General features: G+C 71.4%; 14 protein-coding genes. 9 read left to right on the top strand and 5 right to left on the bottom strand.

Translation table 11 applies throughout. The annotated features are described in order from the left end of the window. The first annotated feature begins 183 nt into the window (after positions 1 to 183). Together OIE74_RS11020 and OIE74_RS11015 are read left to right on the top strand one after the other, a co-directional pair. Positions 184 to 2,475 (top strand): HelD family protein, encoded by a 2,292-nt coding sequence (locus OIE74_RS11020; protein WP_329392246.1) that lies wholly within the window; start codon positions 184 to 186, stop codon positions 2,473 to 2,475. Between the two features lie 48 nt (positions 2,476 to 2,523). Continuing rightward, the gene (locus tag OIE74_RS11015; RefSeq protein WP_329381329.1) at positions 2,524 to 2,688 is read left to right on the top strand and encodes a hypothetical protein; all 165 of its coding nucleotides are present in this window, start codon (positions 2,524 to 2,526) and stop codon (positions 2,686 to 2,688) included. Positions 2,689 to 2,707: 19 nt separating this feature from the next. On the opposite strand, the gene glgB is transcribed toward OIE74_RS11015, so the two are convergent. The 5 genes from glgB to OIE74_RS10990 all read right to left on the bottom strand — a co-directional run bounded on the left by glgB (position 2,708) and on the right by OIE74_RS10990 (position 11,925). Further along, positions 2,708 to 5,095 (bottom strand): 1,4-alpha-glucan branching enzyme, encoded by a 2,388-nt coding sequence (glgB, locus tag OIE74_RS11010; protein WP_329381326.1) that lies wholly within the window; start codon positions 5,093 to 5,095, stop codon positions 2,708 to 2,710. 56 nt (positions 5,096 to 5,151) lie between these two features. Beyond that, on the bottom strand, positions 5,152 to 6,621 hold the full coding sequence (locus tag OIE74_RS11005; protein ID WP_329381323.1) for a maltokinase N-terminal cap-like domain-containing protein: 1,470 nt from the start codon (positions 6,619 to 6,621) through the stop codon (positions 5,152 to 5,154). A 246-nt stretch (positions 6,622 to 6,867) separates the two neighbouring features. Beyond that, positions 6,868 to 8,592 carry a maltose alpha-D-glucosyltransferase gene (gene treS / locus OIE74_RS11000; protein ID WP_329381319.1) on the bottom strand — a complete coding sequence of 575 codons (1,725 nt, stop codon included), beginning with the start codon at positions 8,590 to 8,592 and terminating at the stop codon, positions 6,868 to 6,870. Continuing rightward, positions 8,592 to 10,577: an alpha-1,4-glucan--maltose-1-phosphate maltosyltransferase gene (locus tag OIE74_RS10995; protein ID WP_329381316.1), complete on the bottom strand. Its 1,986-nt coding sequence runs from the start codon at positions 10,575 to 10,577 to the stop codon at positions 8,592 to 8,594. The genes treS and OIE74_RS10995 overlap by 1 nt, the downstream gene beginning before the upstream one ends. A gap of 430 nt (positions 10,578 to 11,007) precedes the next feature. Further along, positions 11,008 to 11,925 (bottom strand): SDR family oxidoreductase, encoded by a 918-nt coding sequence (locus OIE74_RS10990; RefSeq protein WP_329381314.1) that lies wholly within the window; start codon positions 11,923 to 11,925, stop codon positions 11,008 to 11,010. A gap of 119 nt (positions 11,926 to 12,044) precedes the next feature. On the opposite strand from OIE74_RS10990, the gene OIE74_RS10985 reads away from it, so the two are divergent. The 7 genes from OIE74_RS10985 (at position 12,045) to OIE74_RS10955 (ending at position 23,508) form a co-directional block, all read left to right on the top strand. Beyond that, positions 12,045 to 13,010 (top strand): AraC family transcriptional regulator, encoded by a 966-nt coding sequence (locus tag OIE74_RS10985; RefSeq protein WP_384200367.1) that lies wholly within the window; start codon positions 12,045 to 12,047, stop codon positions 13,008 to 13,010. A gap of 152 nt (positions 13,011 to 13,162) precedes the next feature. Further along, on the top strand, positions 13,163 to 14,638 hold the full coding sequence (locus OIE74_RS10980; RefSeq protein ID WP_329381311.1) for a 4-hydroxyphenylacetate 3-hydroxylase family protein: 1,476 nt from the start codon (positions 13,163 to 13,165) through the stop codon (positions 14,636 to 14,638). Positions 14,639 to 14,745: 107 nt separating this feature from the next. Continuing rightward, on the top strand, positions 14,746 to 16,233 hold the full coding sequence (locus OIE74_RS10975) for an MFS transporter (protein WP_443076082.1): 1,488 nt from the start codon (positions 14,746 to 14,748) through the stop codon (positions 16,231 to 16,233). A gap of 206 nt (positions 16,234 to 16,439) precedes the next feature. Then, the gene (locus OIE74_RS10970; protein ID WP_329381305.1) at positions 16,440 to 17,645 is read left to right on the top strand and encodes a monodechloroaminopyrrolnitrin synthase PrnB family protein; all 1,206 of its coding nucleotides are present in this window, start codon (positions 16,440 to 16,442) and stop codon (positions 17,643 to 17,645) included. Then, positions 17,642 to 18,928, top strand: coding sequence for a flavin-dependent oxidoreductase (locus tag OIE74_RS10965; protein WP_329381302.1), 1,287 nt, complete (start codon positions 17,642 to 17,644; stop codon positions 18,926 to 18,928). Before OIE74_RS10970 ends, OIE74_RS10965 begins: the two co-directional genes overlap by 4 nt. 512 nt (positions 18,929 to 19,440) lie before the next feature. Continuing rightward, positions 19,441 to 22,047: an alpha-glucan family phosphorylase gene (glgP, locus tag OIE74_RS10960; protein WP_329381300.1), complete on the top strand. Its 2,607-nt coding sequence runs from the start codon at positions 19,441 to 19,443 to the stop codon at positions 22,045 to 22,047. 201 nt (positions 22,048 to 22,248) lie between these two features. Continuing rightward, positions 22,249 to 23,508: an alginate lyase family protein gene (locus tag OIE74_RS10955; protein ID WP_329381297.1), complete on the top strand. Its 1,260-nt coding sequence runs from the start codon at positions 22,249 to 22,251 to the stop codon at positions 23,506 to 23,508. Positions 23,509 to 23,518: the final 10 nt, after the last annotated feature.

Raw genomic sequence — 23,518 nt, 5'->3', positions numbered from 1 at the left:
CGGCGGCCCCCGCCCGCCCCTGCTCCGCGCACAAAAATACCCCGGCACCGAATTGACGGCCGGGGTATCGCTCTGCGTATATTGGGTGTTTCGACTTTCCTGACTGAACATCTCCTATGGAAAGTCAAAAGCAACTTACTGAGCAGAGCTTATCGGACAGGGGTCGAATTGTCAACCGAGGAATTGCGGAGCGAACAGCAATTCGTCTCGCTCCTCCATGAGCGTCTCGACGCGCTCAGGGAGCAGGCCGAAGCCGCCGTACGCACGTCGATCAGCCAGGTCAGCACCGGTCGGCAGGCCATGGTGGAGCGGGACATCCGGGTCGCCGAGCACTCCACCACCGTCACCACGCTGAATGCGGTCGAGACCGGACTCTGTTTCGGCCGTATCGATCTCATGGACGGTGTCACCCACCACATCGGGCGCATCGGAATGCGCCTGGACGACGCCGAACGCACCCCGCTGCTCATCGACTGGCGCGCTCCCGTGGCCCGTCCTTTCTATCTCGCCACCGGTTATTCGACGATGGGTCTGCGCCGCCGCCGGCACATCACCACCGAGGGCCGCCGGGTCACGGCGCTCCACGACGAGATCATGGATCTCAGCGACACCACCCGCACCGGGTACGAGGACCCGGACGGCGACGCCGTGCTGCTCGCCGCGCTCGACTCGGCGCGGACCGGGCGGATGACCGACATCGTGCGGACCATCCAGGCCGAGCAGGACCGCGTCATCCGCGCCCCGCACCGCGGCGTCCTCGTCGTCGAAGGCGGGCCGGGGACCGGGAAGACCGCCGTCGCGCTGCACAGGGCCGCCTATCTGCTGTACGCGCACCGCGAGCAACTCGCCCGGCGTGCCGTGCTGATCGTCGGGCCCAACCCCGCCTTCCTCGGGTACATCGGCGAGGTGCTGCCCTCCCTCGGCGAGACCGGTGTGCTGCTGGCGACGACCGGTGAACTCTTCCCCGGTGTACGGGCCACCGCGACCGACACCCCGGCCGCCGCGGCCGTCAAGGGCCGCGCCGAGATGGCGGGCGCGCTTGCCGCCGCGCTGCGCGACCGGCAGCGGGTGCCCGATCCGCACATCGAGATCGAGCACGACGACGGAACGCTGTACCTGGACCGGGCGATGGCCGAGGACGCGCGCGCGAGCGCGCGTAACGCCGGCCTCCCGCACAATCTCGCCCGGCCCCACTTCGCCTTCTCCGTCATCGACTCCCTCACCGAACAGCTCACCGAGCGGCTCGGCGCCGACCCGTACGGCGGCCCGAACCTCCTCGACCCCACCGATATCGCGCAGTTGGGCAAGGCGATCGCCACCAGCCCGGCGGTGCAGGCGGCCGTCGACGAGCTCTGGCCCACCCTCACCCCGCAGGACCTCGTCGCCGACTACCTCGCCGATCCCACCCATCTCCCCGATGGCGACGAGGAGTTGATCCGGCGTCAGGTCAGCGGCGCCGACCACTGGACGCCCGCCGACGTACCCCTCCTGGACGAGGCCGCGGAGCTGCTGGGCGAGGACGATGCCGCGGCGCGTGCCGCCGCCGAGGCCGAGCGCCGCGAGCGGATCGCTTACGCGCAGGGGGTGTTGGAGCTGAGTTACGGCTCCCGCACCTACGAGTTCGAGGACAAGGACGAGGAGGAGTCGGAGGTCCTGCTCGCGCACGACCTCATCGACGCCGAACGCCTCGCCGAGCGCCAGGAGGAGTCCGACACCCGCAGCGCCGCCGAACGGGCCGCCGCCGACCGTACCTGGGCCTTCGGGCACATCGTGGTAGACGAGGCGCAGGAACTGTCCGCGATGGCCTGGCGGTTGCTGATGCGCCGCTGCCCGGCCCGCTCCATGACCCTGGTCGGCGACCCGGCGCAGACCGGCGACGTGGCCGGCTGCGACTCCTGGCAGCAGATCCTGCGGCCGTACGTCGGCGAGCGCTGGGAGCATGTACGGCTCGGCGTCAACTACCGTACGCCCGCCGAGATCATGGCCGTCGCCGCCGAGGTCAGACGGCTGGAGGACCCGTCCTTCGAGCCGCCGCGCTCGGTCCGTTCGACGGGGGCCGGGCCATGGGTGCGCGAGGTGAAGCCGGACGACGTCGTACGTACGGCCGCCGCGAGCGCCGTCGGGCACGCCGCGTCGCACGCGGCGGAACACGGCGCCGACGGGCGGCTCGCGGTGATCGCCCCCGGCGCGCTGCTGCCCGCGCTCGCGGCCGAACTCCCCGACGCCTCCTGGGGAGTCGAGCCCGACCTCACCAGGCCGGTCGTGCTGCTCGATCCCCGGCAGGCGAAGGGGCTGGAGTTCGACACGGTGATCGTCGTCGATCCGGAGGCGGTTCTGGACGGTTCGCCGCGTGGCACGAACGACCTGTACGTGGCGCTGACCCGCGCGACGCAGCGGCTCGGCATCGTAAGGAATGTCACCGTCCCGCCCCGGCTCGCTTACGAGAGCGCCACCGGAGGGCCGACCGGGTCGTGAACCCCGCCCCCGGAGAGGCACGGTCGTCGTGTCCACAACGGGGGAGACATGCGTCGTACGAGAAGCGGCGGGAGGCGCGGACGCGCCTGCGCGGGCAGGGTGGCGGCGGTACTCGCCGTGGCGGCGACGGTCGTCGCGCTGGTGCTGTCCGCGCAGAACGCCCCGGCGTGCGACCGTCCGCCGGCCGCCACGCGCGCCGGCTCATCCTGCTGAGCCTCGTCCGGCCCACGGATCAGACCGGCTTCAGCCACAGCGTCGCCAGTGGCGGCAGCGTCAGCCGGATGCTCGCCGGGCGGCCGTGTGCCGGGACCGCGTCCGGCTTGAGCGTGTCCAGGTTGAACACGTCCCCGCCGCCGTAACGCCCCGCGTCGGTGTTGATGACCTCCGTCCAGCCCGAGGTGCCCTCCGGAACGCCGATGCGGTACTCGTGCCGTACCACCGGCGAGAAGTTGGAGACGGCCAGCAGCGGCGCGCCCGCCGCGTCGAAGCGCAGGAACGCGAACACGTTGTCCTCCCCGGCGTCGCCCTCCACCCAGGAGAAGCCCTCGGGGACGGTGTCGCGCTGCCAGAGAGCCGGGGTCCGGCCGTAGACCGTGTTCAGGTCCCGCACCAGGTCCCGTACGCCGCGATGGTCGGCCTCCGCCGTATACGACGGGTCGAGCAGCCACCAGTCCGGGCCGTGGCCCTCCGACCACTCCGCGCCCTGGGCGAACTCCTGCCCCATGAAGAGGAGTTGCTTGCCCGGGTGCGCCCACATGTAGCCGAGGTACGCCCGGTGGTTGGCCCGCTGCTGCCACCAGTCGCCCGGCATCTTGGAGACCAGCGACCGCTTCCCGTGGACGACTTCGTCGTGCGAGATCGGCAGGACGTAGTTCTCGCTGTACGCGTACACCATCGAGAACGTCATCTCGCTGTGGTGGTACTTGCGGTGCACCGGCTCCTTGGAGACGTAGTCCAGGGAGTCGTGCATCCAGCCCATGTTCCACTTCAGGCCGAAGCCGAGACCCCCGAAGCCCCCGGGCCCCACATGGTGCGTCGCGCGGGTGACGCCGTCCCAGGCCGTGGACTCCTCGGCGATCGTGACGACTCCCGGACAGCGGCGGTAGACGGTCGCGTTCATCTCCTGGAGGAAGGCGACCGCGTCCAGATTCTCCCGGCCGCCGTACTCGTTCGGCGACCACTCGCCGGCCTCGCGCGAGTAGTCCAGATAGAGCATCGAGGCGACGGCGTCGACCCGCAGACCGTCGATGTGGAACTCCTCGCACCAGTACACGGCGTTGGCGACAAGGAAGTTGCGCACCTCGGTGCGGCCGAAGTCGAACTCCAGCGTGCCCCAGTCGGGATGCTCGGCGCGCGAGGGGTCCGCGTGCTCGTACAGCGGCCTGCCGTCGAACCGGGCCAGCGCCCACTCGTCCTTCGGGAAGTGCGCCGGCACCCAGTCCACGATCACCCCGATGCCCGCGCGGTGCAGCGCGTCGACCAGGAAGCGGAAGTCGTCGGGCGTGCCCATCCGGGCGGTCGGGGCGTAGAAGCCGGTGACCTGGTAGCCCCAGGAACCGCCGAAGGGATGCTCGGCGACCGGCATCAGCTCGACATGTGTGAAGCCGAGGTCCTTGACGTACGCCGGGAGCTGGAGGGCGAGTTGACGGTATGTCAGTCCAGGTCGCCAGGAGGCGAGATGGACCTCGTACACGGAGAACGGGGCCTCGTGCACGGGCAGATCCCCGCGCCGTGCCATCCACTCCTCGTCGTGCCACACATGGTGCGCCTCGGTGACGATCGACGCGGTCGACGGCGGCACTTCGGTGCGGCGGGCCATCGGGTCGGCGCGGAGCGTGTGCGTCCCGTCGGGCCGGGTGATGTCGAACTTGTAGAGCGCGCCCTCGCCGACGCCCGGCACGAACAGCTCCCACACACCGGTCGAGCCGAGCGAGCGCATCGGGTAGACCGTGCCGTCCCAGTAGTTGAAGTCACCGGAGATCCGCACGCCCTGCGCGTCCGGTGCCCAGACGGTGAACCGGGTGCCCGTGACGCCCTCGTGGACCATCGGGTGTGCGCCGAGCGCCCGCCACAGCTCCTCGTGCCTGCCCTCACCGATGAGATGCAGGTCGAGATCGCCGAGCGTGGGCCGGAAGCGGTACGGATCCCGCACCTCCACCTCGTCGACGCCGGCGGCCTCGTCCACCTCGGCGCCGGTGGTGCCGCTCTCGTCGGCCGCCGCGCCGTAGCGCACCAGCAGCGAGTACTCGGGGACCTTGCGCCACGGCAGTACGCCGGAGAAGAAACCGTCGCCGTCGTCGTGCAACGGGGCCCGCAGGTCCTTCGCGACGACGGTCACGGCCTTCGCGTACGGCCGCAGCGCGCGGACGACGACGCCGCCCTTCCCGGGGTGGGCGCCGAGCACGGCGTGCGGGTCGTGGTGCGAGCCGCCGAGCAGCCGGTGCCGGTCGGAATCCGGGAGCGGCGGAGCGGGCGTACGGGCGTCCTTGGCCGGCTTCGGGGGCTTCGGCGGCTTCGGAGGTTTGGGCGCCTTCCCTGCCTTGCCTTCCTTCGCTTCCTTTCCCTCCTTCGCGGGCGGCTGCGGCTCAGACGGATTCTCGGACGGCGGGCGGGCGGTCACGGAGGCTGCCTCCTCGGCGGGGGATGAAGGGGTCTCGGACGTGTCGGCAGTGGGTCTCAGGGCCGGTGACCGGCCAGGCGGTGGATCGCCGCCATCGGCACGGGCAGCCAGTCGGGACGGTTCCTGGCCTCGTACAGCACCTCGTACACCGCCTTGTCCGTCTCGTACGCCCGCAGCAGCGCGGCGTCCTCGCGCGGGTCGCTGCCCGTCGCCTCGCCGTAACCGTCGCAGTACGCCGACCGGCAGCGCTCCGCCCAGTCGGGGTGCCAGGGCTCGTGGGAGCGGGCGGCGTAGTCGAACGAGCGGAGCATGCCCGCCACGTCGCGCACCGCGGGCTGCGGGCGGCGGCGCTCGGTCAGAGGGCGGGCGGGTTCGCCCTCGAAGTCGATCAGGGACCACTCGCCGTCCGGTGTCCGCAGCGTCTGGCCCAGATGCAGATCGCCGTGCACGCGCTGCGCCCGCGTGACCCGGGCGGCGCCCGCGGCCCTCTCGTCGCCCCCGTTCCCGGACCGGGCGAGCGCGTCGAAGGCCGTACGGAGCCCCGTGACGTACGGCAGCAGCGCGGGCACCGCCTGTGCGGTGGCGTCGAGCCGCCCGGACATGGCCTCCGCCAGCTGAGCCGTCTGCCGTGGCCCCAGCGACACCGTGGGCAGCGCGGCGGCCAGCGCGAGATGCACCTCGGCGGTGGCGCGCCCCAGCGCCCGCGCCTCGTCGGTGAAGGCGCTGCCGTCCGCCAGCGCGCGCAGCGCCAGCTGCCAGCCGTCCTCGGAGTCCTTGAGGAACGGCTGGAGCACCCCCAGCGTCAGCGGCTCCTGCCCGGCCCCGCCGTCCACGGCCTGGAACCAGGCGACCGGCGACGGCACCCGCCGGGAGCCCTGGCGGGCGAGGGCGAGGGGCAGTTCCAGATCGGGGTTGGCACCGGGGAAGACCCGGCGGAGGATCTTGAGGATGTACTCCTCGCCGTACACGAGCGAGGAGTTCGACTGCTCCGCGCCGAGCAGCCGTGGCACGAGCCCCGCCGGGATCTCCACCGCCCGGTCGAAGCGCAGCGGCCCCAGGGCGCCGGGGGAGCGCAGCCGCTCCAGCAGCAGATCGGCGAGGCGCGGGTCGTGCAGCGCCTCGTAGACGACCCGGCCGGCCAGCGGCCCGGTGTCGACGACGCCGATACGGGCGGCGGCGAGCTCCGGCGGCAGGGCGGACCGGACACCGAGGAGCAGCTGGTAGCAGTCGTCGGTGGGCGGGACGGGGACGGGCGGCGCGTCCAGGTCGGGGGTGGCGCGCTGTTCGACGCGCACCAGGAGATGGAGCAGGCCGGGCGTGGGGCCCTCGCCGGCCGGGGGCATCAGCTCGGTGGCGGCGAGGGCCGAGAACCCCGTGATGGGCCGGCCCTTGCCCGCGAACCAGCGCTGTCGTGGCAGCCACTCGTGGAGCAGCGGGGTGAGGGAGTCGACCAGCCTCGCGGCTCCGGCGGGCGGGAGCGCGGCGCCGGGGCCTGGTGAGCTCCGGGCGGATGCAGCCTTCGACATGGCATCGCGTCCTTTCCCCGGGCACACCACAGGATGCGCAGAGTGTCCCGGATTGCGGCAACGGAGTCCGGCTGTGCGGGACGTGTCGGGTGAGGATGGCCCGTACGGGGACCGCGGGGCCGTGTCCTGTCCGGCTTCGGGAATCCGTACGACGGACTGTTCGATTCCACGGAGCACTCGATGTCGGGGATGCTGCCCCGTGCGGGGCGGCGGTAATCGGCCGCCCCGCGACGGGTCCTGTCCGCGTCAGGCCGGCGTCGGGTCCTGCCTGAGCCGGAACCAGTAGAAGCCGTGGCCCGCCAGCGTCAGCAGATAGGGCCAGTCTCCGATCGCCGGGAAGCGCACCCCGCCGATCAGCTCCACCGGGTTGCGCCCGCTGAACGCCTGCAGATCCAGCTCCGTGGGCTGTGCGAAGCGTGAGAAGTTGTGCACGCAGAGCACCAGGTCGTCACCGTTGCCGTCCTGCGACGGTGCCTCGCGCAGGAACGCGAGCACGGCCGGATTCGTCGACGGCAGTTCCGTGTACGAGCCGAGCCCGAAGGCCGGGTTCTGCTTACGGATCTCGATCATGCGGCGTGTCCAGTGCAGCAGCGACGACGGCGACGCCATCGCGGCCTCGACATTGGTGACCTGGTAGCCGTAGACCGGGTCCATGATCGTCGGGAGGTAGAGCCGGCCGGGGTCGCAGGACGAGAAGCCCGCGTTCCGGTCGGGGGTCCACTGCATCGGGGTCCGTACGGCGTCGCGGTCGCCGAGCCAGATGTTGTCGCCCATCCCGATCTCGTCCCCGTAGTAGAGGATCGGGGAGCCGGGCAGCGACAGCAGCAGCGCGGTGAACAGCTCGATCTGGTTGCGGTCGTTGTCCAGCAGCGAGGCCAGCCGGCGCCGGATGCCGATGTTGGCGCGCATCCGCGGATCTTTGGCGTACTCCGCGTACATGTAGTCGCGTTCTTCGTCGGTGACCATTTCGAGCGTCAACTCGTCGTGGTTGCGCAGGAAGATGCCCCACTGGCAGCCGGTCGGGATGGCCGGGGTCTTGGAGAGGATCTCCGAGACGGGGTAGCGGGACTCGCGCCGTACGGCCATGAAGATCCGCGGCATCACCGGGAAATGGAACGCCATGTGGCACTCGTCGCCGCCCTTGGCGTAATCGCCGAAGTAGTCGACGACGTCCTCCGGCCACTGGTTGGCCTCGGCGAGCAGCACCGTGTCCGGGTAGTGCGTGTCGATGATCTCGCGGACCTCGCGCAGCAGGGCGTGGGTGGCCGGCAGGTTCTCGCAGTCGGTGCCCTCCTCCTGGTAGAGGTACGGCACGGCGTCGAGCCGGAAACCGTCGATGCCCAGGTCCAGCCAGAAGCGCAGCGCGGAGACGATCTCCTCGCGGACCGCCGGGTTCTCGTAGTTGAGGTCCGGCTGGTGCGAGAAGAAGCGGTGCCAGTAGTACTGCTTGCGGACCGGGTCGAAGGTCCAGTTGGACGTCTCGGTGTCGACGAAGATGATCCGCGCTTCCGGGAACTGCTTGTCGTCGTCGGCCCAGACGTAGTAGTCGCCGTACGGCCCGTCGGGGTCCTTGCGGGACTCCTGGAACCAGTCGTGCTGGTCGCTGGTGTGATTCATGACGAAGTCGATGATCACGCGCATACCACGCTGGTGGGCGGCGTCGACGAACTCCACGAAGTCGGCGAGGTCGCCGAACTCCGGCAGCACGGCTGTGTAGTCGGAGACGTCGTAACCGCCGTCGCGCAGGGGCGACTTGAAGAACGGCGGCAGCCAGAGACAGTCGACACCGAGCCACTGGAGATAGTCCAGTTTGGCGGTGATGCCCTTGAGGTCTCCGACGCCGTCGCCGTTGCTGTCCTGGAACGAGCGCACCAGGACTTCGTAGAAGACGGCTCTCTTGAACCAGTCGGGGTCACGGTCCTTCGCGGGAGTGTCCTCGAACTTGTCGTGGACAGGCTCATTGATGATCATTATGTGGGTGACCCTCCGATCGGCGGGGACGGTCGCAGAACGACGATGTGCGCGGGTGTGACACCCGGCTCCAGGCGCACGTAGTTGGCCCTGCCCCAGTGGTAGATCTCTCCGGTGAGCTCTTCGCGCACCGGGGCGGTCTCGTGCCAGTCGAGGCCGAGCCGCGGCATGTCCAACGAGACCGTTGCCTCCTGGGTGTGGTGCGGATCGAGGTTCACGACGATCAGCACGACGTCCGGGCCCGAGCGCTTGCTGTAGGCGATGACCGCGTCGTTGTCGGCATGGTGGAAGTGGATGTCCCGCAGCTGCTGCAGCGCCGGGTGCCGGCGTCTGATCCGGTTGAGCGCCGTGATGAGCGGGGCGATGGTGCGTCCCTCTCGCTCCGCCGATTCCCAGTTCCGGGGGCGCAGCTCGTACTTCTCCGAATGCAGATACTCCTCGCTCCCGGGCTTCGCCGGGGCGTTCTCCATGAGTTCATACCCCGCGTAGACGCCCCAGGACGGCACCATCGTCGCGGCGAGTACCGCGCGTACCTCGAATGCCGGACGGCCGCCCTCCTGAAGATAGGCGTGCAGGATGTCGGGCGTGTTGACGAAGAAGTTCGGGCGCATGTACGACGCCGGGTCGCCCGAGAGGTCGGTCAGATACTCCGTCAGTTCCTGCTTGGTGTTGCGCCAGGTGAAGTACGTGTACGACTGCTGGAATCCGATCGCGCCGAGGGTGTGCATCATGGCGGGCCGGGTGAACGCCTCGGCCAGGAAGATCACATCGGGGTCGGTGGAGTTGATGTCGGCGATCACCCGCTGCCAGAAGACGACCGGCTTGGTGTGCGGATTGTCGACGCGGAAGATCCGTACCCCGTGGTCCATCCAGTACCGCAGCACCCGCAGCGTCTCCGCGACGAGCCCGTCCATGTCGCGGTCGAAGGCGATCGGATAGATGTCCTGGTACTTCTTCGGCGGATTCTCCGCGTACGCGATCGTGCCGTCCGCGCGGTGGTGGAACCACTCGGGGTGTTCCTTCACCCAGGGGTGGTCGGGCGAGCACTGGAGGGCGAAGTCCAGCGCGATCTCCATGCGGAGTGACGCGGCCTTCTCCACGAAGGCGTCGAAGTCCTCGATCGTGCCGAGGTCGGGGTGGATCGCGTCGTGGCCGCCGTCGGCGGAGCCGATCGCCCAGGGGACACCGACATCGTGGGGGCCCGGGGTGAGCGTGTTGTCGGGGCCCTTGCGGTGCGTGGTGCCGATGGGATGGATCGGCGGCAGATAGACGACGTCGAAGCCCATCGCGGCGACGGCCGGCAGCCGTTCGGCGGCGGTTCTGAACGTGCCGCTGACCGGGGGCTCGCCCGGGGTGACGACGGCGCCCTCGGAGCGGGGGAACAGCTCGTACCAGGAGCCGTACAGCGCCCTCTCCCGCTCCACCAGCAGCTTGACCGGCTTCGACGCGGAGACCAGCTCGCGCAGCGGGTGGCGGGACAGGGCCTCGTCGGCCTCCGGGGTGAAGGCGGCGGCGAGCCGGGCGGCGGCGGGGCGGCGCTCGTCGCGCAGACCGTCCACGGCGGCCAGGACCGCCTCGCGGCCGTCCCGCTTGGGGACACCGGCGGCGGCCCGCTCGAAGAGCGCGGCGCCCTCGGCCAGGACGAGGTCCGTGTCGATCCCGGCCGGGATCTTGATCTCGGCGGCGTGGCGCCAGGTGGCGAGCGGATCGCTCCACGCCTCCACCTTGAAGGTCCACCGGCCCTCGGTCGTCGGTGTGACGTCGGCGCCCCAGCGGTCGGTGCCGGGGGCCAGCTCACGCATGGGGGTCCAGGGGCCGGGCCGGCCGTCCGGGCCGCGCAGGACGACATTGGCGCCGACGGCGTCGTGGCCCTCACGGAAGACGGTCGCGGTGACCTGGAACGTCTCTCCGCTCACCGCCTTGGCGGGGTTTTTCCCGCAGTTGACGAGAGGGCGGACGTCCAGGACAGGAATGCGACCGATCATGAAATCACCTGGGGGCTGGTTTTGCCTGAGTTTGATGTTATTTGTAGCTGCTCGGGCGGTGACTGGCGGGCTGCGGGCATGGCCGCTCCTGTCCGCGTTCACTCCAACAGCGGTGGAATCGGGCGAAACGAGCGTGCTTGCGGTGCGTACATGAGCCTTCCCACGAATTTCGGGTGCACAATCCGGCGCTCCGTTAAGAGCGGGGCAACTCTGGACGCGTGGCCGAAACATGTCCGATCGCATAGGAAGACGACAGCAAGACGTACCGGCACGTACAGGAGGCGCGGCGGGAAGGCGCACGGAAGAAGAGCGCCCCGTTCCCGCGGCCGCACGGGCGGCTTGCGCGGGAACGGGGCGGGAACGGGGGGCTTGCGGGCGGTGGGGCCGGTGCGCGGGCCGGGGTTGGGGACGGGGACGTAGAGCGGGTGCGTCAGCTCGCTTCCGTCGACCAGACCTGCCACGGCTGGCGCGTCACCCACTCGTCCACCGGCGCCGGCTTCACGGCGAGCGCGTCCGCCGACCGCCCGCCGTCGCCCGCCATCAGCAGCGGGTCGGTTCCCGTCGCCATGTAGTGGTAGATGCCGGCGACCCCGGCCGCCGCCTCCGGGCCCGCGACCTGGGACAGCGCCTGCTCGAACACCGTCGGGGGCAGCGGCAGATACCGCACGTCGCGGCCCAGGCCCGTGGCGAACGCCAGGGCCAGCTCGTCGCCGGTCAGCGACTCGCAGCCGCCGATGTCGTACGTCTCGCCCTCCACACCGTCCGCGGTCAGCGCCGCGAAGACCGCCTCCGCGAGATCCCGGTGCGAGATCCAGGAGGTGAAGGTGCCACCGGGCAGCGGGTAGGCCAGAACTCCCTCGCTCACCAGCGCCGGCCCGTTCCACGGGCTGAACAGGTTGTCCAGATAGACCGGCGGCCTCAGCACCACCAACGGCACACCGCTCGCCCGCAGTTCCTCCTCCGCGATCCGCCGTGTCTCGAAAGCGGCGACATTCGTCGACTGCTCGGGAATTCGGGTGTTGGCGTTGTAGACGAGACGCTGGATTCCGGCTTCACGTGCCGCCTCGGCGACATTACGGGCGTACCGCCGGACCTGCTCCGTCCCGTAGACCAGCGGCATCACCACGCAGGCGTGCGTCGCGCCCCGCATCAACTGCCGTACGGCGGAAGGATCTCCCAGGTCACCGCCCACGAACGAGGCTCCGGGCAGCGGCGGCCGGTCCGCATCGGCGGCGCGCGTGAGCGTACGGACGCGCTGTCCGCGTTCGGCCAGCAGACGGGCCACGGCACCGCCCTGGAACCCCGTCGCCCCCACTACCGCGACGCGCATCGGAATCTGATCGGACATGTGTCTGAAGGCCCTTCGATAAGGTGTGTCTGCTGTCGATGACGGCTCTTTCACAAGGCTGGCGGCGTCGGCTTCGGCCGATCAATTAACAAACCGGGGCGGGGGTTGAAGGATCGTCCATGGAACCGATGGAGCCCATCAAGACCGAAGGTGACGATCTCCTGAGCGAGCTGCTGAAGCCGCTCCGGCTCACGGGGGTCTTCGACAGCCGTTGGCACGTCAGCGCGCCGTGGGCCATCGAGGGCGACGCCGAGCAGAGCTGCGCGATCCTCCACTACATCGTCCACGGCGGTTGCTGGATCACCGGCGACGGTCAGACGCCGCTGGAACTTCGCGAAGGCGACCTCGCGGTCTTCCCCACCGGCGCCGCTCACCGCATCTCCGACCTGCCCGACCGGACCGGGGGACTGCGGCTCGGGGCCGTGCTGCCCGAGCGGGTGCCCGGCACATCGGGCGAGCTGCGGATCAACGGCGGCGGACCGGAGAGCCGGCTGCTCTGCGCCGGACTGCACTACGACGCGAGCGCCGCCACCGGCCTTTACACGGCGCTGCCGTGGGTGCTGGTCCTCGACCGCGCCCAGGTGGACAACGAACCGCTGCTCCGCGACACCCTGCGGCTGCTCGCGTCGCCGCACCGGCCCGTCGGCCCCGGCGACCGTCTCATCACGCTGCGCGCGTTCGAGATGGCGCTGGTCCTGGCGCTGCGGCCGCTGCTGCGGGAGATCGCCGACAATCCGTCCTCGCTGCCGGTCCTGAGCCATCCGGGGATCAGCAGGGCGATGGTGATCATCGCGACGCGGTTCGCCGAGCCGTGGACGATCGAGTCCCTGGCGCGGGAGGTCGGCATGTCCAGGTCGGCCTTCACCGCGGCCTTCCGCGAACTGGTGGGGGAGGCCCCGGCGCGGCATCTGACGGGCCGTCGGATGCAGGAGGCGGCGCGGCTGCTGGGCGAGACGTCGCTGCCGCAGTCGGCGGTGCCGGAGCGGGTGGGGTACCGCAGCGCGGTCGGTTTCCATCTTGCGTTTCGCAAGTGGTTCGAGAAGACGCCGGGCGAGTACCGCAGCGGTACGGTGCCCGCGGCGTAGGGGTCGCCCAAGTCGCGGTCTGGCCGGTTATTAAGGACCGCTGGACGGTCGTTCATTGCTGTCGGCACTTGCGGCAGGGAAGGCTCTCGGGGAGCGGGAGCAGCGTTCCGCGCGTGGCGCGTGAATCGTTTTGATCCGTAAGAGGAGAAGGCGTGACCAGATCGGGTCAGGAGTATCTGGAGTCGTTGCGCGACGGCCGTACGGTGTGGCTGGACGGCGAACGGGTCCAGGACGTCACACGGCATCCCGCGTTCCGCAACACCGCGGGGTCGATCGCCCGGCTCTACGACCTGGCGCACGACTCCGCGCATACGCCGGTGCTCACCCGGGACGGCGCGCACCGGGCGTTCGCGGTGCCGCGCGACTACGCGGATCTGGTCGCGCGCCGGCAGGCGTACAAGGTCTGGGCCGAGGCGAGCTTCGGCTTCCTGGGGCGTACGCCGGACTACATGGCGGGCGGCGCGGCCGGATTCGCCGCGGCGCCGGGGGTGTTCACCACCGAGGGCTTCGACGGCGCGGCGAACGCGCTCGCGTACCACCGGCGGCTGGCGGACGGCGATCTGTATCCGGCCTTCACCATCACCAACCCGCAGGCGGCGCCGACCCCGTTCGACGCGGGGGGCGGGACGGCGGCGGAGGACCCCGTGGTGCGGGTCGTCGCCGAGAAGGACGGCGGGATCGTGGTGAGCGGCGCGAAGATGATCGGCACGGCGGCGGTCTTCGGCAACGAGATCGTCGTCGGGACGATCGAGCCGCTGGCGCCGCGGGACGTGGACCGCGCGGTCTGCTTCTCGATACCCGTGGACACGCCGGGCCTCACCTTTGTCTCCCGCGTGTCCTACGAGGGCGGGGCGCGCAGCGTCTTCGACAACCCGCTGTCGTCGCGGTTCGACGAGAACGACGCGCTGCTCGTCTGTGACGAGGTGTTCGTGCCGTGGGAGTCCGTGCTCACGTACCGGAACGTCGACGCGAGCTTCGGGATGTGGTGGCGGACACCGGCGTACGTGAACTTCGTCCACCAGGCGTCGACGCGCTTCTGGACCAAGCTCGAATTCCTCGCCGGGCTGGCGATCCTGCTGACGAAGTCCAACGGCACGTACGAACTGCCGCCCGTCACCCAGGCGATCGGCCGGCTGCTGGGCAGGGTCGCCCAGGCGAAGGCGTTCGTGCTGGCCGCGGAGGCGTCGTACGAGGAGGTCGACGGCGGGCGGGGCGGGGTGATGCCCGGCAAGGACATCTCGTACGCCCAGCGCATCATGGCGGGCGAGCTGTATCCGGCGGCGGTCCAGGAGATCAAACTCCTCGCGGGCGGCGGAGTAATCCAACTGCCCGCGTCCGGCGAGGACTTGCTCCATCCGGAACTGGGCCCGCTGGTGGGCCGCTATCTGCGGGCGCCGGGCCAGTCCTCGGAGGAGCGGATCAAACTGCTCAAACTGGCCTGGGACGCGCTGGGTTCGGAGTTCGCCTCCCGCCACGAACAGTACGAACGCTTCTACCACGGCGCGCCGCACGTCTATCTGACGCAGCAGGCATGGGAGGGCGACACGGCGTCCTGCGAACGCCTGGCCCGGACCTGCCTCAACGGCTACGCGCTCGGCGGTGAGCCCGAGGAACGGGACCCCCGGTGAGCGCCGGGGGCGAGAACGAACGCCCGGCGGCTGGGCCTGAGGGCTTGGCTGGGCCCGAGGCCGAAGGCCGTGGTGCTCCCGGGGCGGTCGGGGGCGGCGGTCTTCCGGTGGGGCGGGGATCAGCTCCCGGCGTCGCGGGGTTTCGCGCCCCCGGTCCCGTGGCGCCGGGATCGCGAAGATCCGGGGGGCGGGGGCTCGGGCTGCTCGCGGGTACGCAGTTGTTGGTCGTCATGGACACCGCGATCATCAACGTTGCCCTGCCGTCCGTCGGCGACGACCTCGGGTCCGGTTCCGCCGGGCTGTCCTGGGTCGCCAACGCCTTCCTCATCACCTTCGGCGGGCTGCTGCTCCTCGGCGGGCGTGCCGCCGATCTGCTCGGGCACCGGCGGGTGTTCCTCGGCGGGCTCGGGGTGCTCGGTGTCGCCTCCGCGGTCGGCGGGGCGGCCGGCACCGTGGAGGTGCTCGTCGGGGCCCGCGCCGTCCAGGGCGCCGGCGCCGCACTCGCCGCCGCCGCGGCGTTCGCCCTGCTGCTGAACCTCTTCCCCGACGGCCCCGGCCGGCACAGGGCGCTCGGCGTCTTCGCCGCGATGGGCGGCCTCGGCGGCGTGCTCGGCACCGTACTCGGAGGCGTACTCACCGACCTCCTCGGCTGGCGCTCCACCCTCTGGCTCAACGTCATCGGCGCGCTCGTCCTCGCCGTCCTCGCGCTGCGCCTCCTCGACGGCGACACCCGCGGCGCCGAGCGCGGGTTCGACATCGGCGGCGCGCTCACCGCGACCGCCGGTCTCGGGCTCGTCGCGTACGGCCTCGTCGGCGCCGGTGAGGCCGGCTGGACCAGCGCGCGGACGCTGGGCGCGTTCGCAGGCGGGCTCGTACTCCTCGTGGCCTTCGCCGTCCTGGAGAAACGAATCGCCGGCCCGCTCGTGCCGCCCGCCGTCCTCCGGCGCCCCACCCTGCGGCTCGCCAACTGCCTCAGCGCGCTTGCCCAGATGGCGCTCTTCCCCATGTTCTTCCTGGTCAGCCTCTATCTCCAGAGCGTCCTCGACCAGTCCCCCCTCCACGGCGGGCTCGGCCTGCTGCCGCTCTCCCTCGTCGTCGTCGCCACCGCGCCCCGGACCGGCCGGCTCATCGACCGCCTCGGTCTGCGCGCCACGATGAGCCTCGGGTTCACCCTGCTCTTCCTCGGCATGCTCTGGCTGGCGCTCGCGCTCGCCGCCGAAGGCACGTTCGTCTCCACCGTCCTCGCGCCCAGCCTCGTGCTGGGCGTCGCCCTGCCGCTCGTCATGGTCACCACCAACGTCGCCGCGACCGCCGACGCGGCACCGGGCGAGACCGGGCTGGCCTCCGGACTCGTCAACACGAGCCAGCAGTTCGGCTCCGTACTCGGCCTCGCCCTGCTCGTCGCGGTCGCCACCGCCCGTACCGACGCGCTCGGCGCGACCGGCGCCGCCGACGAGACCGCCGGCTTCAAGGCCGCGCTCCTCGTCGGCGCGGTCTTCGCCGCATCGGCCGCGCTGCTCTCCTTCCGGCTGCGGCTCCCCGCGCCCGTGTCCGCGCTCCCGCACCAGGACCGGGTCGGCGGCGCCCCGGAGTAGACCCAGGAGGAGCGAGTGCGCAGGCGGGGCGGGGCCCTGTCGACGGTGCAGGCCCGGGACCGGGCAGGGGGGAACGCCGCGGCGGGGCACAGGAGCAGCCGGCCGGCCGGGCCGTGCGAGGGAGCGCGGCCGTCGCCGTGACGGCATCACGCCGCCCGTCCCGTGTCCCACCACCCACCCGACCCACGCCCGAGGGGGGCACTTCCATGACGCTGCACGACCTTGTCGCGCCCGCGATCGAGGCGCGCGAGCCGCGCTACCGGATAGCCGGCATCCGCGCCGCCGATCCGCTGGGCGCCGACGCGATACTCGCGACCGTACCCGCGATGAACAGGGACGCCGATGTCCCCGCGCTGACCGTCGCCCTGCGCACGCTCGTCCCCGATCCCGACCGCACCGCATCGCTGGGTGTGGTCGACGCGCTCGCCGCCGTACGCGACCTCGGTCTGCTCCTCGGCTCGCTCAAGCGGCACGGGGCCGAACCGCTCGCCGCCGTCCCCGAAGCCCTGCCCGCACTTCAGGAACTGGGCCGCCGCACCGACATGGTGCCCCGCGACACCGTGCACCACTACACGACGTGGAACCCGCTCGGCGACCGGCAGCGGATGTATACGGGCGACGCGATGGAGGGCTCCCTCCAGAACGCCGTACGGATGGTCTTCCCCGCGCTCGTCGCGGCGCTCGACACCTGCTCGGAGCTGGCGGGACTCGAACCGTACGACCCGCGCTTCGCCGCCGCGCTCGACCGTACGGCGCAGCATGTCCAGGCCATGGTCGACTCCATCGACTTCACGGTCGCGCAGGTCACGCCCGACTTCTTCGCGCGCGGGCTGCGCCCGTACTTCGAGGAGGTCGACATCGCCGGCCACGACTATCTGGGCCCGGCCGCCGCGCAGGTGCCGCTCTGGCTGGTCGATGTGACGCTGTGGCAGAGCGACCGGAGCAGCCCGGAGTACGACGCGTTCCTCGACGAGTCCGTGCGCTACAGCCTGCCGTCGTGGCGGGCCTTCCACGCGGCGCACCGGGGCTCGATCTCCGCCGTCAGCAAGCTGTCCGCCGCGATCAGGTGGGAGTCGACGCCGCGGCTGCCGCCGGGGCTGGCCGCGTCGGCGGTGTCGCTGGCGCGGGTGCTGCGCATCCTCAAGACCTTCCGGGCCAGACATATCCACATGGCGCGCAAGGCGTACAGCGACGATCTGCGGCTGTACGAGGAGGGCAGCGGGGGTGCGCCGGTCGTGCTGCTGCGGACGGTGCTGGATCTGACGCGGGAGAACGAGACGCTGGTGCGGCAGTCGAATGTGGGCGCGCACGCGCCGAGAACGACGCCCAAGCCCGGAACCAGGCCCTCCGTGCCCATGCCCGCGGTGTCCGCCGCCGGGCCGGCCCTTCGTGGGAAGAGATTCACCGCATGACCCACATCATGATCGCGGGCGGCGGAATAGCCGGTCTCACCGCGGCACTCTCCCTGCACGCCGCAGGCTTCGAGCAGATCACCGTCGTCGAGGCCGCCCGGGAGATCCAGCCGCTCGGCGCCGGGCTGAACATCATGCCCAACGCCGTACGCGAACTCGACGCGCTCGGGCTGCTCGGCCGGCTGGACGAGTGCGCCGTACGCACCGGTGAACTGCGCTACTACCACCGCGGCGGCGGGCTGATCTCCCGCGAGCCGCGCGGTGTGGCGGCCGGCTATCTGTGGCCGCAGTTGTCCATTCACCGCGGCGACCTGCAACGGGTGCTCGGTGACGCGGTACGCGACCGGCTCGGCGGCGACGCGGTGGTCTCCGGGGTCCGGGTCGCCGGCCTGGAGACCTCGGCGGACGGCCGCGCGCGTGTGCTGCTCGCGCACCGGGAGGGGCGCGGCGCGGGGGGCGCGTCCCTGGAGCCGGACGTGCTGATCGGCGCGGACGGCATCCGCTCGGCGGTGCGGGCCGCGCTGAATCCCGGGGAGGGGGAGCCGCCGTGGAACGGCATGCTCGTCTGGCGCGGGGTCTCGCGGGTCCCGGCGCACCGTGCGGGCCGGTTCATGTTCATCGCGGGCGACGACCGGCAGAAGGCGGTGGTCTACCCCATGACGCACGCGAGCGGTCCGGACCGGCGGGTACTGGTCAACTGGGCGCTGGCGATGCCCGCGACGGACATCGCCGGAGCCGGGCGGGGCGACTGGAACCGGCCGGTGCCGGTCGCGAAGTTCGCGCACCACTACGCGGGCTGGGAGTTCGACGGCGTCAGCGTCCCCGAACTGCTGGCCGCGGCGGACCGCGCCTTCGAGTACCCGATGGTGGACCGCGAACCGCTGGCGCGCTGGACCCACGGCCGTACGACCCTGATCGGCGACGCCGCCCACGCGATGTACCCGATCGGTTCGAACGGCGCGACGCAGTCGATCGTCGACGCGCGTGCGCTGGCGCACGCCATGGCGACGCACCCCGACCGCGCGGAGGCCCTGACGGCGTACGAGAGTGACCGCCGCCCCGCGATGACGGAGCTGCAACTCGCCAACCGCCAACAGGGCCCCGAGGTGGTCATCACCCTGGCCCACACCCGCGCCCCGAACGGCTTCACGAACATCGCGGACGTGATCCCCCCGTCGGAACTGGCGGAGATCGCCGCCCGCTACGCCACGACGGGAGCGTTCGACCCACCCACGGTGAACGCGGGCTCCCCATACACCCTCCCGGCCCCGGCCCGGGGCTGAGGGGCCGTCGGCGGTCCGGGGGCGCGCGGCCCCCGGACCGCCGCGCGGCTCGGCACCGCCGTGCCGGCGGGGCCGTCCGGGCGGTGCTGACGCGGCTGGGCCGCCCCGCTTGGACTTCGTCCGGCGGGGTTCGGGCGTGTGGCGTTGTGCCGATGCGCGGACCGGCGCCGTCGGCGGCCGGAGCCGCCCCGGGCAGTCGGCCCGCGTCGTGTCGGCTGAGCCGGGCGGCCGATACCGGCGCGGCCCCCAGGGGCCCTTCGCCTGGACTTCGCGCCGTGCCCCAACGGCCCCCGGCCGCCGCCCGGCGGGAGGTCCCCGCCTCACCCCGTGCACGCGCCCGCACCGCCCCCCCACTCACCCACCCGGACGCCACCCCGCGCAGTCGCGCCGGGGTATGTGCGCTTGTGCGCCGGTGAGGGGGTGGGGGGTGGGGGGATACCGTCGGAGTGATGGCGGGGTGCACAGCGTGGTGTGGTCCGTCGGTCCGGATGTCCCCTGCGAAGGTGGAACACGTGAAGGCAATCCGTCGATTCACCGTGCGCCCCGTCCTGCCCGAACCTCTGCGACCACTCAGCGACCTCGCGCGCAATCTGCGCTGGTCCTGGCACTCCGAGACCCGTGAACTCTTCCAGGCCGTCGATCCCGACGGCTGGGCCGCCGCCGGGCGGGATCCCGTGCGGCTGCTAGGGGCCGTGTCCGCCACGCGGCTCGTGGAGCTGGCCGGTGACCGGCCGTTCCTCGGGCGGCTGGCCGCCGTCGCCGGCGGGCTCGACGAGTATCTGCGCGGCAGCCGCTGGTACCAGCAACAGCGCGGCCAGGGCGCCGAGCTGCCCGGCGCCGTCGCCTACTTCTCGCCCGAGTTCGGCGTCACCGCAGCCCTGCCCCAGTACTCCGGCGGCCTCGGCATCCTGGCCGGAGACCATCTCAAGGCCGCCAGCGACCTCGGCGTACCGCTCATCGGGGTCGGCCTGCTCTACCGGCACGGCTACTTCCGCCAGTCCCTCTCGCGCGACGGCTGGCAGCAGGAGCACTACCCCGTCCTCGACCCGAACGAGCTGCCGCTCAGCCTCCTGCGGGAGGAGGACGGCAGGCCCAGCCGGGTCGCGCTCACGCTGCCCGGCGGCCGGTCACTGCGCGCGTGCGTCTGGCAGGCGCGCGTCGGCCGCGTACCGCTCCTGCTGCTCGACTCGGACATAGAGGACAACGGTCCGAACGAGCGCGAGGTCACCGACCGTCTCTACGGCGGCGGCAGCGAGCACCGGCTCCTCCAGGAGATGCTGCTCGGCATCGGCGGCGTCCGCGCCGTCCGCGCGTACTGCCGGATCTCCGGCCACCCCGAGCCCGAGGTCTTTCACACGAACGAGGGCCACGCGGGCTTCCAGGGCCTCGAACGCATCCGTGAACTCACCGACACGGGGCTCGGGTTCGACACGGCACTGGAGGCCGTCCGGGGCGGCACGGTGTTCACCACCCACACCCCCGTGCCCGCCGGGATCGACCGGTTCGACCGCGCACTCGTCGCACGCCACTTCGGTGACGACGGCGAACTGGCCGGCGTCTCCACCGAACAGGTGCTGCGCCTCGGCAGGGAGACCTTCCCCGGCGGCGACCCGAACCTCTTCAACATGGCCGCCATGGGCCTGCGGCTCGCACAGCGCGCCAACGGCGTCTCCACCCTGCACGGCGCCGTCAGCCGGCAGATGTTCGCCGGGCTCTGGCCGGGCTTCGACCCGCAGGACGTACCGATCACCTCGGTGACCAACGGCGTCCACGCGCCGACCTGGGTCGCGCCGGAGATCACCGCGCTCGGCGACGAGATCGCCGACGTTCCGGGCGCCGACCTCTGGGCCGTACGCCGCACCCTGCGCGAGCAGTTGGTGCACGAGGTACGCGACCGGCTGCGCGCCTCCTGGCACCAGCGCGGCGCGGCCGAGGCCGAACTGGGCTGGATCGACGGGGTACTTGACCCCGACATCCTGACCATCGGCTTCGCCCGGCGCGTCCCCTCGTACAAGCGGCTCACGCTGATGCTGCGCGACCGCGAACGGCTGACGGAGCTCCTGCTGCACCCCGAGCGGCCGATCCAGATCGTCGTCGCGGGCAAGGCGCACCCGGCGGACGACGGCGGCAAGCGGCTCGTGCAGGAGCTGGTGAAGTTCGCCGACGACCCGCGCGTACGCCACCGCATCGTCTTCCTGCCCGACTACGGGATGGCGATGGCGCAGCGGCTCTACCCGGGCTGCGACGTCTGGCTGAACAACCCGCTGCGCCCGCTGGAGGCGTGCGGCACGAGCGGGATGAAGGCCGCGCTCAACGGGTGTCTCAACCTGTCGGTGCTGGACGGCTGGTGGGACGAATGGTTCGAGCCGGACTTCGGCTGGGCCATCCCGACCGCCGACGGCTCGGCGGCCGACGAGGACCGGCGCGACACGCTGGAGGCGAACGCCCTCTACGCGCTGATCGAGGACCGGATCGCGCCCCGCTTCTACGACCGTACGGACGCGGACGCGGGCGCCGCGCGGGCTCCCGCGGGCGCCCCGGGCCTGCCCGGCCGCTGGATCGAGATGGTCCGCCGCACCATGACCACCCTCGGCCCGAAGCTGCTCGCGGACCGTATGGTGCGCGAGTACGTGGAGCGGCTGTACGCTCCGGCCGCCCACGCCCACCGGGAGCTGGACGCGGCCACGGCACGGGAGTTGGCCGACTGGAAGAACCAGGTCAGGGCCGCCTGGCCGGGCGTGGCCGTCGACCATGTGGAGGCGGTCTCGGCGACAACGGCGGGCGGCAGCGCGGAGCTTGGCTCGACGCTCGCGCTGAAGGTGCGCGTCACTCTCGGCCAACTCCTCCCCGACGACGTGGAGGTACAGGCCGTCGCGGGCCGGGTGGGCGCCGACGACACGATCGCCGACGCGCAGATCTTCCCGCTGAAACCGGCGGGCGGGCCCGACCAGGCGGGCCGTTGGGTGTACGAGGGGCCGCTGGCCCTGGACCGTACGGGGCCGTTCGGCTACACCGTACGGATCCTGCCCACGCATCCGATGCTGGGAGCCGCCGATCTGGGCCTGGTCGCGCTGCCGACCGAGGCGACGGGGGAGGGCGCGGGCGTACTGATGCGCTGAGAATCGCATGCTTCCGGGGCCCGGCGGACACCTGTCCGCCAGGCCCTTCGAATCATTGGTCCGTACCTTGACGTGTCCATGGGATGGCCTTAAGTTCCTCACTCAATACGGATTCATAACTCCGCTCGTTGTTCATGTCGGTGAACATCCCCTGTTGTGGCCGGAGTTGCGGAACACCCCCCCCGACCGGAAGGCACCCCCATGCGCCCCGGAGTCATCCCCAGAGTCCTCGGCCTGTCCGCCGCGCTCGGCGGCCTGATCGCGGCGGCCTTCATGGCCCCCGCCTCGGCAGGGACCCCAGCCCCGGCAGGCCAACGGGCGGCGGACACACCGCCCGCCGCCGCCAAGACCCTCTCGGCGAAGGCCGTCGCAGCCCCGGCGAACTTCACCCACCCCGGTGTCGGCGTCAGCCGCCCCCAACTCGACTTCGTCCGCGGCAAGGTGCAGGCGGGCGCGCAGCCGTGGAAGGCCGCGTACGACCAGATGATGGGGAGCAAGTACGCCTCCCTGTCCCGGGTCCCCAAGCCCCGCGCGGTCGTGGAGTGCGGCTCGTACTCCAACCCCAACAACGGCTGCACGGACGAGCGTGAGGACGCGATAGCCGCGTACACCACCGCGCTGGCCTGGTACATCAACCGGGACGACCGCTACGCCAAGAAGTCCATCGAGCTGATGGACGCCTGGTCCAACACGATCCGAGACCACACCAACAGCAACGCGCCGCTCCAGACCGCGTGGGCCGGTTCCTCGTGGCCCAAGGCCGCCGAGATCATCAAGTACACGTACACCAGCTGGCCCAATTCGGGCCGCTTCTCGACGATGCTGCGCGACGTGTACCTGCCGGAGATCATCAACGGCTCGGGCTCCAACGGCAACTGGGAGCTCAGCATGAACGAGGCCGCGATCGGCATCGCGGTCCATCTGGAGGACCGGGGAGCCTACGACAAGACGGTCGGCATCTTCCGCAACCGTGTTCCCGCGTTCATCTATCTGCCCTCCGACGGTGCGCTGCCGAAGACCGTGCCCGGCAGCGGCCTCGACACCCGCGACGAGATCGTCCGCTACTGGCACAACCAGTCGACCTTCATGCAGGGGCTCGCGCAGGAGACCTGCCGCGACCTGACCCACACCGGCTACGGCCTCTCCGCCATCTCGCACGTTGCGGAGACCAGCCGCATCCAGGGCCAGGACCTGTACCCGGAGGTCGGCGAGAGGCTGCGGCACGCGTTCGGGCTGCACACCAAGTACCAGAACGGCGAGCCCGTCCCCGGCAACCTCTGCGGCGGCAGCCTGAAGGACAACCTCGGACCGATCAGCGAGGTCGCCTTCAACGCGCTGGGCAACCGGCTGGGCAACGCCATGACCAACACCCAGCAGTACACGGAGCGGATGCGCCCGCAGGGCACGAACAACCTGTTCGTCGCGTGGGAGACGCTGACGCACGCCAACAACCCGGCGTGAAAACCCTCTG

It is taken from the genome of Streptomyces sp. NBC_01716 (genome assembly GCF_036248275.1).
Classification (GTDB): Bacteria; Actinomycetota; Actinomycetes; order Streptomycetales; family Streptomycetaceae; genus Streptomyces.
This window is presented reverse-complemented; position numbering and strand designations above follow the sequence as displayed.

Coding starts and splice junctions, on each gene's coding strand:
- OIE74_RS10985 (WP_384200367.1), top strand. CDS start 12,045: ATGGAACCGATGGAGCCCATCAAGACCGAAGGTGACGATCTCCTGAGC.
- OIE74_RS11015 (WP_329381329.1), top strand. CDS start 2,524: ATGCGTCGTACGAGAAGCGGCGGGAGGCGCGGACGCGCCTGCGCGGGC.
- OIE74_RS10995 (WP_329381316.1), bottom strand. CDS start 10,577: ATGATCGGTCGCATTCCTGTCCTGGACGTCCGCCCTCTCGTCAACTGC.
- OIE74_RS10990 (WP_329381314.1), bottom strand. CDS start 11,925: ATGTCCGATCAGATTCCGATGCGCGTCGCGGTAGTGGGGGCGACGGGG.
- OIE74_RS10955 (WP_329381297.1), top strand. CDS start 22,249: ATGCGCCCCGGAGTCATCCCCAGAGTCCTCGGCCTGTCCGCCGCGCTC.
- OIE74_RS10965 (WP_329381302.1), top strand. CDS start 17,642: ATGACCCACATCATGATCGCGGGCGGCGGAATAGCCGGTCTCACCGCG.
- treS (WP_329381319.1), bottom strand. CDS start 8,592: ATGATCATCAATGAGCCTGTCCACGACAAGTTCGAGGACACTCCCGCG.
- OIE74_RS11005 (WP_329381323.1), bottom strand. CDS start 6,621: ATGTCGAAGGCTGCATCCGCCCGGAGCTCACCAGGCCCCGGCGCCGCG.
- OIE74_RS10970 (WP_329381305.1), top strand. CDS start 16,440: ATGACGCTGCACGACCTTGTCGCGCCCGCGATCGAGGCGCGCGAGCCG.